We start from the raw sequence: 11886 nt of genomic DNA on the forward strand, positions 1-11886 counted from the left end.
TCACCATCCACTAAGGTAGGGACTTTCGCGGTTGGTGTAATATCTTCCAAGGTCTTATAAAAATCTTCTGTGAATAATTTGAGCTTGGTGACTTTCACATCCAGTTTGAATTGAGAAAAGATCAGCCATGCGCGAAGTGACCAGCTTGAGTAGTTTTGATTAGCAATAAACAGTTTCATGACGCCTCCATACGGTTCGTGTTTTGAGTACCCATTCACAATATCTGATTGTATTTAAGGGGACTAACGGATAGTTTTGATGGAACACTTCAACAAAAACGATGGATGAGTTTTAGATATGGATATCGATGCGTTACGCAGCTTTCTGGCTTTTGTCGAAACGGGAAGTTTCACTCGTGCAGCCAAGCAGATCAATCGCACCCAATCCGCGTTCAGTGCTCAAATGCGTAAGCTAGAAGACGAACTCAGCGTCAGTTTGTTTGAAAAAGAAGGTCGCAACCTAGTATTGAGTGAAGCGGGACTGGCACTGCGCTCTCACGCAGAGCAATTGGTTAGCTTGCACAATCAAGCGCTGAAACAAGTGAAACGTTATGAAAACAAGCGCCCTCTTCGCTTAGGTTGCCCCGAGGATTACAACGACAATATCCTGCCTAGAGTCATTCGCGTATTACAACAATCTGAGCCCACATGTTCGATTCAAGTCTTTAGTGAGCCAAGCATCACTTTGAGAGAAAAACTCGATGAAGGAAAGCTAGACGCCGCTATTGTGACAAGAGCACCGGACAGTGAGGAAGGTTACTGGCTAGCAAGCGACAAAGGCGTATGGATTGCTCATCCTGATTTTGACATTGAGAACGCCCAACCTCTCCCTCTCGCCCTATTCCAAACCGACTGTAAATACCATGCGGCAGCAGTAGACGGATTAACCAAACGTGGCACTCCTTATCAACTACTGGCATGTTGCAATACGGCTTCTGCACAACGAGCAATTGTACGTTCAGGCATGGCTATCGGTGCGATGGGCAGTATTAGCGTTAGCGAGGATCTTAAGATCTTAGACGATATGCCATCGCTACCTTCCGTGGATATCGTTTTGGTCACGGGCGTCGAGCCTCATCCGATACTGGATAAAGAATGCTTGGCGCAATTGGTTGAGTTAATGGCTTAACCGGATTAGCTAGCCAATCACAAAGTTAAATTGGCCAGTTAATCGCCCGTCGGTTCGTATGGTTTCAAACTGTAGATAATCTCGGGCTTTGCCACCCCACCATTCATCACCAGTATTGCCTTTTAAGTACAACTGAGTGGTCAGAAGCTCTTGGTTATCCCGCCACAACTTAACGTGAATGTGCGGTGGACGAGAGGCATAAGGCACGGGGTACAAAGTCTGGAACAAGTAGCGACCATCCGATTGAGTTTCTACCGCGCCAAAACCTGCAAAGTGAGTATCAAACTTATCATTATTTGGCTGCTTAGGGTGATCGTAAATCCCCTGCCCATCGCATTGCCAGATTTCTACTTTGATGCCTGAAACTGGGTTTCCCGATGTATCTACGACTTTACCTTGCAACACGATAGCTTCACCGACCAAACCTTCTGATTGCAGAATCAAGTTTTGACGAAGAGGAATGTTCACTACTGGATAAAATGGCCCTTCAGTTTGTGCTGGCGTTGGCCGGATTGGTGCTTTCGCTTTTAAAGAGGGTACGAACAACAATGTCCACAGCACTAAAAAGTGTCTTCTTTCCATGGTGCCACCAATACAATTGCGTTGAATTAAGTTTGGGGGAACTTGAGGAATTTGCCATGACGAATATAAAAAATGCCTCTACAAGAGAGTCATTCGCAGAGGCACTGTGGAGCTAAATGATAAATGTTTGATGGAAGGTTTATGCGGCTTCGAACGCCAATGCTTTCTTCTCTACCTGACGGAAAATGAGAGTTAGCACACCATTTACCGTTAAATAAAATGCACCTGCAATACCAAATACCGTCAACGTATCGTAGGTTTGTGCGTTAATACGCTGCGCGTAACCCATCAGATCCATGATCGTAATCGTGCTTGCTAGTGACGTGCCTTTGAAGACCAAAATCACTTCGTTCGAGTAAGCAGGAACAGCACGACGAATAGCGTATGGTAGCAGCACTTTCAGTGTTGCAGTTCTGTTCATACCTAATGCACGACACGCTTGCCATTGACCGGAAGGAATCGCGTTAAACGCTCCTTTGAACAGCTGAGTACTGTACGCCGCGGTATTCAACGCTAACGCCAACATCGCACAGAACCAAGGTTGGCTTAACCATGTCCAGAATACACTTTCTCTTACGGCATCAAACTGACCCGGACCGTAGTACACCAAGAAGATCTGCACCAACAAAGGTGTACCAGTAAACAAGGTGATGATGCCACGACTTACCCGATGCAAACCCGGAGTACGTAGGATCAGAGTCAGCGTCATCATCAAAGCTAAGAGACAGCCCACTACCAAAGAAGCGGCGGTCAATTGAAGGCTAGTGCCTAAGCCATCCAGCATTTGCCAAACGTGTTGTTCGTTCATGCGGTTGCCTCCTGTCCCATGCTCATGCCTTGAATTGAGAACTTCTTATCAATCAGTTTTACGGCACGTTGTGTAATCAAAGTAATGCCTAAGTAAATCGCCGCAGCAGTTGCGTACCATGTAAACGCTTCATGTGTCGCTGCAGATGTTAGCTGTGCTTGTTTCAACAAATCCGTTACTCCGATCAGTGATACAAGCGCGGTATCTTTCAGCAAAACCAACCATTGGTTAGTTAAACCTGGTAGTGCGTGTCTTACTGCTTGTGGCAAAACAATGCGAACAAAAGCATGTGCCTGACTGATGCCGAGTGCACTTGCTGCTTCTCTCTGCCCTCTTCCAACGGCTTTTAATGCGCCACGTAGAGTTTGAGAAGCGTAAGAAGCGAAGATCAATGACAACGCCACCACGCCCGACAAGAACGGGCTAACTTCAATAAAGTCGCCGGTGATTAAAAACAGAACCTGCGTCGAACCAAAATAGATGAACAACACGACAAGGATTTCTGGCAAGCCACGTACAATCGTCACAAACGCCGTCATTGGCCATTTAACGAAAACGCGGCGAGACATTTCACCACTGGCGAATACCACTGCCAGAATCAAACCGACTAAGAGGCTTGTGAAGGCTAGCTGGACAGTCATCCAACTAGCTTGAACAAGCGATAAAGAGTAACCCGTTAGTGCCATATTACTTACCGAAGTATTTGTTGTAGATTACGTCGTATTCGCCGTTTGCTTTCACTGTTTTCAGTGCTGTGTTCAGCTTGTTCACTAGCTCGTCGTTACCTTTATTTACTGCGATACCGAAACCGTTACCGAAGTATTTAGGGTTAGTGACGTGCTCACCCACGTAAGCTAGGTTGTCTTCTTTCTTGAACCATTCTGCTACGACTGCTGTGTCACCGAATACAGAATCAATACGGCCATTTTTCATATCGATGAACGCGTCTTGGTAGCTTGAGTAAGGAACCGCGGTTACGCCCGGCATTTGCTCAATCAGGTAGCTTTGGTGTGTTGAACCGTTTTGAACACCAACACGCTTACCTTCTAGTGCTTTTTGATCAGCCACTTTTTCTTTGATAGAAACAAACGCTGCTGAGTTGTCATAGTATGCATTCGTGAAATTCACTTGCTCCAAACGCGCCTCAGTAATGTCCATTGCAGAGATTGCCGCATCGTAGCGCTTGAATTTTAATGCTGGGATCAGGCTGTCAAAAGATTGGTTGTGGAAGGTGCATTTTGCTTCGATTTCTTTACATAGTGCATTCGCCAGATCCACATCAAAACCTTGGATTTGGTTGTTTTCATCCATGTATTCGAATGGGGCGTACGTCGCTTCCATCGCAAATTTGATCTCTTCTTGTGCTGCTGCGTTCGCTGAGACAAGTCCGATTAGTGAAGCTAGTAGAATCTTTTTCATTGCAATACTCCGTGTGTACTTAGTGGGCTGACACTCGCAATGACAGCCGAGCTTATCTGTTAAATAGACTGAACTTTAAAAACGTGATTTAGTGATTTAAGTAGTCAGCAAACTGGGCGGTTTGCGGGTTAGAAAACGAATCATTTGTGCCGTGCTCAACGATGTGTCCTTTTTCTAAATACAGTACGTGACTAGCGATTTTCTTGGCGAAATCCACTTCGTGCGTCACAACTACTTGTGTAATTCCGGTTTCGCTTAAATTTTTAATAATCTTAACGACTTGGTTAGTAATTTCCGGATCAAGCGCAGCGGTCGGTTCATCAAAAAGCAAGACTTCCGGTTTCATCATCAATGCACGAGCAATCGCCACACGTTGTTGCTGACCACCAGAAAGTTGCATCGGCCATGCATCCGCTTTGTCTGCCAAATGCAGCGTCGCAAGAATTTGCATTGCCAGCTTCTTCGCTTCTTCTTTATCCATGCCAGCGACTTTTACCGGAGCCTCAATCAGGTTCTCCATCACTGTCATGTGTGGCCATAGGTTGTACTGTTGGAACACCATGCCCACTTTACGACGAAGCGCTAAACCTTGCTTCTCTTTGATTTCAGTTGAAAAGTCGAATGCGTCATTAGCGATGTTTAACTGGCCGTTATCCGCCCCTTCAAGAAGGTTAAGAACACGCAGTAGAGAGCTCTTCCCTGCACCACTCGGACCGAGTAACACCAGTGTTTCGCCGCTTTCACACTTAAAGCTGACATCGTGAAGCACTTGTGTCTCACCGTAGGATTTATTGATTCCGCTTACCTGAATAGTCATGCTGACATACCGCATTAATTGTCACTTGGCATTTATATTACTCAAAAGGATTTTTTATGCAATAAAAATGTATAAAAATTAATTTTGTTAAATTTTTGTATGATAAGCAATCAATACAACAGAGAATATGACTGGTTTAATCAGTTGGTTTTAACTGAAATTGTTGATGAAAATCCAACAATATGATGGCAATCGAAACAAGGTTAAAATTCTGGTTACTTTTGTGCTTGTGTAGACGGAATTTTGAGTCTTTGAACGTACTACACCCGACGCAGACCTTCTCATTTTTGCCGGGCTTCCCCCCTCGATTTCCGGTAAAGCCTTCTATCGGCGGGTTCCTGATTAGGACTTTGTGAATAGACTATAATTTCTCTTTGTATTCTGGCCCTTAATTCGAGTCATCTAAGTATGAGTGAGATAACCCCATGTTGAAGTCGCATTGTTTTTCTCTCATGGCACTTGCTTCTCTGAGCTTACTTTCCATACCCAGCGTTTGGAGTAGAACAGCAATCGTGTTACCTGGATTGCATGAACAGGGTATTGATCTTCAAGATAAGCCTATCTCTGCTGCGGCTACACGTGAATGGGAACTGGATTATGCTGATATCGTATTCGGCGCTTACGAAAGTAAAAGTCATAATGAGCGTGTACAAGCACTTGGTTACATGTACAACCAAAAGCTGGAACTTAACTCAGGTTGGCTGGAAAACGATATACGTAATCACGCAGAACTGAATGGAATTGACTACGAAGATTTCTTTCTCCACTTTTCTGAAGACACTATCCTAGCTGAAGTCGACTCAAGCCATGGTGAGAATACTCTACTCAATCGAAAACCGATGATCGTTGGCTATACCGCCAACGCTAACCGCGCCGGTTTTTGGCTATATCAACCACCGCCATGGGATGCTGATGTATTTGGTCAGGCGAATAATGGTGGAGCCCTCTATGTCTATCACTCAGAGAAGTTCGACCGCTTAGCCTTTACGTTCTCTCAGTTTGCTCAAGGCGGCAGCTTCACGATTGAATACCCTTCTGCCATCGACTCGTTTGGTCAGGTAACTGAATGGAAACGCTTCGCGATTAAAAAAGACAAAACTGAGAACATGACTAAAAACCAAACGGTCAACTGGTCTGTCCCTTCGGATTGGGTTCGCGCTACAACGCATGATGGTAGCGGGAAAACTTATGGTGGCGGTCAGTACTTTGGCTCCACCTTTTTACGCGACGGCGGCCGCCTTTACGTTGCGAAAATTACTTGGCATGACGACAACATAGAAAACCGCCCACGTCTCGAAAACATTCAACTCAAAGATAGCTTCCCTGCCGTCAATATCTCAGGAGCACCAACGGAGACACCTGAAGGTCAAACCATTCAACGCTGGCGTAAAATTCGTGGCTTCGACAAATCTGCAGATCGAAACCAAGACAATTATCTTTCTTGGCATGAATACAAAAACCGTTCGAATAAGAATGCAACCGCACGATTTCGTTGGGAGTCACGCGTTATTCCATTTGGTCGTATGTGGAATCAAACCTCTTCTTGGGCATTGACCAATCTCGGTAATCCCGTTTTTACCAATACAATGCGCCACTATTACCAAGCTGAATGGGCGAAACAAGGTTTAAATGGTGCGTACAACGACGACACGAATAAGTTACTCGGAGAAAATCAGTTCTACGTTTATTCCGGTGGTACGGTGGATGAGCTTGGTTTGGTGGCGGGTAGCCAAGCTGCTGACGATGCGTACAAGGCGCAATTCTCGGCGTTCTTGAATAAACTGGCAACGCTGGATGAAGATGCGTTAATTGGTCTCAACATAGGTACGGCAAACTTATTCGGTCGTAATGGGCAAAACCACTTGGTTAACGCTGGCTCCTTGTACTTGCGCGAGCACTACCTTTTCCCTGCTACCGGCTTTAGTGGCTATGCTGGGTTAGCTAAGTTTTGGGATAACTCTGCACTCGCCAAAGCTGGCCAGAAAGTGATTTATCAAGCGACCACGCGTTATGGTCGCGTTCAATACTTTGGTAACACAGAAAATAATTGGAAACAGGACCAATACTCTGCACTAGCGGTGTTCTACTTAAACTATCACCCTGAACGCAGTTACTTTAATCAGTGGAACAATGGCTACTTATATGGAAGTAATAACACAACAAGTGACAACTTCTGGAAGGCAGGCGTACCAAAGAATATTGCTTATCAACCTAGCGCCTTGCTTGCCATCGATTTAGGTATGCCAACCAATCAAATCCCAGATGGGTATCAGGCGACTCCGCTAATGATGTCCACCAGCACGCCCTATTCCGCCGATTACACGGTGATTGGAGATGCTTCTATGAGCAAAGTGGCTCATCCTGACTTGCCTAATGGCGCTATCGATTTGTTACCAACCCATACGTACTTTGCGTATCACTCAGACGATACGGTAGTGATGCATGGCCCTACAGAGATGGTGTTAGCCCGCGAATTCACCAAAGGCCGAGTTCTGTATCGAACTGATTTCTTTGGCAAGAATATCGATTATTTCTCCTCACCGAAGATAACTATCGCACTTCCAGAACCTATGCGACCTGTAGATCAAGACGGTAACATCGGCGACTATGTTTCTCACATTGAGATCGGCGGCTACGAAGGGGTGTTCTTGCTGTATTAACTCCCTTTCAACCACTCTGACTAAACGCTTCATAAATCGCCGTTTTTATGCTTAACGTCACTGAAAAAAACTTGTTCACTGAATCTTTATAAACCGATGTATATACTGAAGTAAATGACAACGACAAGGAAATTCAGTCACATGAAGACGACACCTTCAATGCTCTCTGTTCTGCTGCTATCAGCATTATCTACTCATGCAAATGCGGACGAATGCGGAAAAATAACCATCGCAGACATGAATTGGAATTCGGCCAGCTTAATGGCGCACATCGACCAATTTGTCTTAAATGAAGGCTACCAGTGTGATGCGGAATTGATCCCTGGTGATAGCGTTCCTACAGGCACCTCTATGATTGAAAAGGGGCAACCTGACGTTGCGCCAGAGTTATGGACAAACGGCATTAAAGAAGCACTTGATAAAGGGATTGCGGATAAACGCTTGCGTATCGCTGGTGAATCGCTTGTCAATGGCGGTGAAGAAGGGTTTTGGGTTCCCGCCTATCTGGTAAAACAGTATCCAGAGCTCGCGACGATAGAAGGCGTCATCAAGCACGCCAAACTATTTGAACACCCAGAAGATGATGACAAGTTCGCGTTCTATAGCTGCCCTGCTGGTTGGACATGCCAAATCACCTCCGGTCACTTGTTTAATGCATTAGGGTTAAGTGAGCACGGCTTTGAGATGGTTGACCCAGGCTCTGGCGCTGCACTAGCTGGTACCATCGCCAAAGCCTATGATCGCAAAATGCCTTGGTTTGGTTACTACTGGTCACCAACACCCGTATTGGGCAAGTATGATATGGTCAAAGTGGATTTTGGTAGCGGAACAGATTTGGAAGAGTATCGCAACTGTACCACTCAGCCTGATTGCGCTTCACCAAAAGTAACAATGTACCCACCTTCTCCAGTTCGCACAGTAACAACTGAGGCGTTTGCGAGCAAAGAACCCCAAGCATTCGCGTACTTGCAGAAACGCGGATTTACCAACGAGCAAATGAGTGAAATGCTGGCCTGGATGGAAGATAACTACGCGGACGGTGAAGAAGCGATGTTTTACTTCTTTAATACCTACCCTGACTTGTGGAAAGGCTGGGTATCTGAAGACGTCGCGGTGAGAATCGAAAAAGCGCTTTGATGATTAATACTTAAAGTGCCACAAATCATTTAACCTCCCATGCCGTTTGAATAAACGGCATGGGAGACTCGTCAACGACTCGTTAATACATGGTGTGACCATTCAATGTTTCTTTGGGTATCTCTTGCAGAGCGTCCCAATGTTCAACGATCTTCCCATTGTGATCAAAACGAAAGAAATCCATCGTCACGTATTCAATATCATTAGGCCATGTTTGGTGAGTGTGTAGTGCCACCAAATTCCCTTCAGCAATGGCTCGCACAAACGTAATATCTTTATCGGGATACTCATTTTGCATCCGCTCAAAATACTCGATAAAAGCCTCGGGGCCATTTCCAACTAATGGATTGTGCTGGATGTACTCATCACCTACGTAGTCTTCAACTGCCTTTCTTGGGTTACCTCGATAGGCGGTTTCGTAAAACGCAATGGCATTTCTTTTATTCTCTTGCAGATCCATTTTTCTTACCTGTGTTGATCCATCTTGCGGATAACGGTAATCATAGTCTTTGAACTTCAGAAGTGACTGAACATCGCGCACAAAAAAGGCCGCTAAACAGCAGCCTTCATCACTTCTACTTGGAATCATCGCCTTTCATAGCTTAAACCACACCACCAGCACCGAGCATAGAACGCTCACTGTTCTCCACCAGCAACGCGGTTGCGGTTTGTTTCAGTGTTTCCCATTCTTGGTCTTCGACAAAGATACCATTTTGCCAAGAAGCTTGTTGCGTACGGCTTAACTCATCACCTTCAATGTGGGTGGTATACCCTTGCGCACTTTTCTCGATATCGAAATCGTTCACGGAGAGCTCGATAACCATACTATGCAAATCCGTATCATGCACATCAAACTGATCCGAGAAAAAGACTTCTGGTGCGATTCGTCCACGGTTTAACACATAAAGCGTTCGCTTGGGACTTGAGCCATTGACCCACTGTGCTCGACACGCAATGCCTTTCGCAGAGAGCTTCAACAACTCACTGAAACCCAGCCAACGGTTATGACACTGTTTCAACGTAATGGTAATCGACTTACGGTTGATCATTTTCTCGAGCGCGAAATCCAACACAGCGGGTAAATGACACGCTACACTCCCGTTGTGCAGTTCTACCTCTATGCTTGACGGTGTGCTGTTGGTCACCGATACGGCGCAGTCTGAATCTAACCCAAGAAACAGACTGGCGTTATTAAAATGGCGAACTCCATGTAAGCCAACCATTTGCAAGTCCGCCACCATGTTCGCAATGACATCCGCCTCACCACAGTGACGGCGCATGCCAAGAAATGCCTTATTAACCGCGGCCACCAATTCGTTGTGAGAGACGATCATAATGCAAATCCTCCGTTGATTTTTTGATTGTCACTTTGCGCAATTTCGTCACGCGGCGGCATGCTAGGGAAAATCCATGTGTCTGCCAGTTTAGGATCGTGAATTTCATCTAACAACGGCGCACCTTGGAAGAAAGTTATTCGAACCCAACGATCCGAGCGCGGATCAAACTTAGTCGCACCAAAGATCGCCAATTTACAGCGCAGTAAGTGCATTGGTAACGCATCTTTACGCAGCACGTTCATTTGAATATCCCCCATCGCACGGTTGCCTAGCGTCCATACGCGACGTGTGATCGAACGATAAGTCGGATTTTGCAACAGAAACTCTGCTACGGACATTTCTTCATCACAACCAAGCAAAGCGTGGTACAAGCGATTCACTTGTCTGCCGATATCAAGCGGCAGCTCTTTTTCTTCTCCTGCTTCCTCGCCACGAACACCAAGCCTTGGCTCTTCTTTGTCTTGTGAACGATACCAGAACCAATAATTGTTCTCGGCCAGTGAGTAATCCGCATCAATCGCCCAGCGGTACTTGCTTTGCAACACTTCCAGTAAATCTTGGATCTTTTTCCCGCCCGGAATAGATAACGTTTCATCCGTATTCATTTGGCTAGCAAATTCATCCACTAAAGATGGGTAGAGTTCGATCAAGCAAGAGGTGAGGATTTCTTGGGCTTCCACACTCATTGTTTTCTTATGCTCGACCAAACTCGCCCAATTCGGATGTGATGCCATTAACGTTGTTAGCTCTGATAGCAGTTGTTTGATGTCTGATATCGCTTGATGATTGAGCCTGTCTTGATGTTCATTAATGGTGATGACTTGCTCTAAATGACGCTGTGCTTTTTGTAGTAATCCTTGCAAAGGAGCATGGAATGAAGCTTCACATGGCATCGCAAAGACTCGCGCTACCGCACGCTCGCGAGAGGTCATCCATTGGTCAACAATACACGGGTGATTAATCAAGTATGGAGCCATGCCTAAGCCAGTAGCATTGCCGACACCAAGGTAGCGCTGCAAGCCACGATGCAAAGCCACCGCGTTGTCGCCACCTTGTTGAAGTGCCAGATAGTGCACCCAATCTAGGCTGAATTCACGCAACATATATACCGCACACACTTGCGCACTAAAAGACTGGCTGAAATCTGAGTTGTTCTCTAACAGTTTGAAATCGGCGATACCAAACTTTCCGTTACCATAAACAGCTGTGGTACGCAGGATATAACCCACTTCCGCTAACTCTTTCGGCTCAGGCTGCTCGCCTTGAGAAAGCGCGCTAACAATGTGCTCAAACACGCGCACACTTTTGTTTGCGCGAGCAAGAACAAGTACGTTGTTTGGATTACGTCCCGCTTCTTGCAGCGGTACATTTTCTCGCAATCTTTCCAACAAAGTAACATCAACATCGCCTTGAACCAGTGCAAATGTGACATCCCACTTTTCAGCAATTACGCGATCATTACGCTCGTCGTCGGCAATTTCATCACAGAATACCACCAAATGATAAACGTGCTCTGGCGTGGTCAATTTGTAAATCACATGACCATAACCACGAGGACAAAGCTGCCACTCATGCTTGGTTACTTGCCAGTTTTGGCTTGCCATATTACGAATCAGACTGCGAACAAAGCTGATTCGGTTTTGGTGCATTGCGCCAAGCCTTTCGGCTGCCATGACAATCGCTGCATCGCGCATAGTTGCTTCCGTATAAGTAGAACGATGTGCATCCATTTTGCTCACCACCTATTTGTTATTGTAAGAATACTAGGGTTTGTGCGGATGCAGGAGGAAAACACCCGCACAAGCTCCACGTTGTTTGAATTGGATAATTGTTATAGCCCTTGCTCTTTCGCCATTTTGATTGCAATTTGTGGCGCATTCCAAAGTGACGGTAACAGAATCAACGAAACCGGAACCGCGGTAATAACAATGAAAGATTGCAGAGCAGAGATGCCGCCAGAGCCAAGGGAAATTAGGATCAATGCCGTCACACCCATCA

At 45.7% G+C, this 11886-nt stretch carries 12 protein-coding genes and 1 pseudogene; 3 read left to right on the forward strand and 10 right to left on the reverse strand.

Annotation, left to right across the window (positions count from 1 at the left end; genetic code table 11):
* A pseudogene (locus IQR33_RS32775) lies at positions 1-179 on the reverse strand (glutathione S-transferase); the annotation flags it as partial.
* A 118-nt stretch (positions 180-297) separates the two neighbouring features.
* Between IQR33_RS32775 and IQR33_RS10465 the strand changes: the two are divergent.
* The gene (locus IQR33_RS10465; protein WP_193837728.1) at positions 298-1128 is read left to right on the forward strand and encodes a LysR family transcriptional regulator; all 831 of its coding nucleotides are present in this window, start codon (positions 298-300) and stop codon (positions 1126-1128) included.
* Between the two features lie 9 nt (positions 1129-1137).
* Here IQR33_RS10465 and IQR33_RS10470 read toward each other — a convergent pair whose 3' ends face one another.
* The 5 genes from IQR33_RS10470 to artP all read right to left on the reverse strand — a co-directional run bounded on the left by IQR33_RS10470 (position 1138) and on the right by artP (position 4754).
* A complete protein-coding gene (locus IQR33_RS10470) occupies positions 1138-1710 on the reverse strand; it encodes a protocatechuate 3,4-dioxygenase (protein WP_193837729.1) in 573 nt (190 codons plus the stop codon).
* Positions 1711-1849: 139 nt separating this feature from the next.
* Positions 1850-2518: an arginine ABC transporter permease ArtM gene (gene artM / locus IQR33_RS10475; protein WP_176311589.1), complete on the reverse strand. Its 669-nt coding sequence runs from the start codon at positions 2516-2518 to the stop codon at positions 1850-1852.
* The gene (artQ, locus tag IQR33_RS10480; protein ID WP_005388570.1) at positions 2515-3204 is read right to left on the reverse strand and encodes an arginine ABC transporter permease ArtQ; all 690 of its coding nucleotides are present in this window, start codon (positions 3202-3204) and stop codon (positions 2515-2517) included. The genes artM and artQ overlap by 4 nt, the downstream gene beginning before the upstream one ends.
* A 1-nt stretch (position 3205) precedes the next feature.
* On the reverse strand, positions 3206-3937 hold the full coding sequence (locus IQR33_RS10485; protein WP_085568965.1) for an arginine ABC transporter substrate-binding protein: 732 nt from the start codon (positions 3935-3937) through the stop codon (positions 3206-3208).
* An 88-nt stretch (positions 3938-4025) separates the two neighbouring features.
* Positions 4026-4754: an arginine ABC transporter ATP-binding protein ArtP gene (gene artP, locus IQR33_RS10490; RefSeq protein WP_318128759.1), complete on the reverse strand. Its 729-nt coding sequence runs from the start codon at positions 4752-4754 to the stop codon at positions 4026-4028.
* Positions 4755-5179: 425 nt separating this feature from the next.
* Between artP and IQR33_RS10495 the strand changes: the two genes are divergently transcribed.
* On the forward strand, positions 5180-7414 hold the full coding sequence (locus IQR33_RS10495; RefSeq protein ID WP_193837732.1) for a hypothetical protein: 2235 nt from the start codon (positions 5180-5182) through the stop codon (positions 7412-7414).
* 141 nt (positions 7415-7555) lie between these two features.
* Positions 7556-8551, forward strand: coding sequence for an ABC transporter substrate-binding protein (locus IQR33_RS10500; protein WP_138940348.1), 996 nt, complete (start codon positions 7556-7558; stop codon positions 8549-8551).
* Between the two features lie 82 nt (positions 8552-8633).
* Here the strand turns inward: IQR33_RS10500 and IQR33_RS10505 are convergent, their stop codons facing one another.
* From IQR33_RS10505 to IQR33_RS32780, 4 genes are all read right to left on the reverse strand, one after another.
* Positions 8634-9011: a nuclear transport factor 2 family protein gene (locus IQR33_RS10505; protein WP_031777276.1), complete on the reverse strand. Its 378-nt coding sequence runs from the start codon at positions 9009-9011 to the stop codon at positions 8634-8636.
* Positions 9012-9153: 142 nt separating this feature from the next.
* Complete coding sequence (locus IQR33_RS10510; RefSeq protein ID WP_161441452.1) at positions 9154-9885, reverse strand: DUF3726 domain-containing protein; 732 nt, start codon at positions 9883-9885, stop codon at positions 9154-9156.
* Positions 9882-11618: a hypothetical protein gene (locus IQR33_RS10515; protein WP_193837733.1), complete on the reverse strand. Its 1737-nt coding sequence runs from the start codon at positions 11616-11618 to the stop codon at positions 9882-9884. The genes IQR33_RS10510 and IQR33_RS10515 overlap by 4 nt, the downstream gene beginning before the upstream one ends.
* Positions 11619-11719: 101 nt before the next feature.
* A partial coding sequence (locus IQR33_RS32780; RefSeq protein WP_228013850.1) for a BCCT family transporter occupies positions 11720-11886 on the reverse strand: 167 nt, incomplete at its 5' end.

Origin of the sequence: Vibrio sp. OPT46 (assembly GCF_015163535.1) — a bacterium.
In the GTDB taxonomy this organism is placed as follows: domain Bacteria; phylum Pseudomonadota; class Gammaproteobacteria; order Enterobacterales; family Vibrionaceae; genus Vibrio; species Vibrio alginolyticus.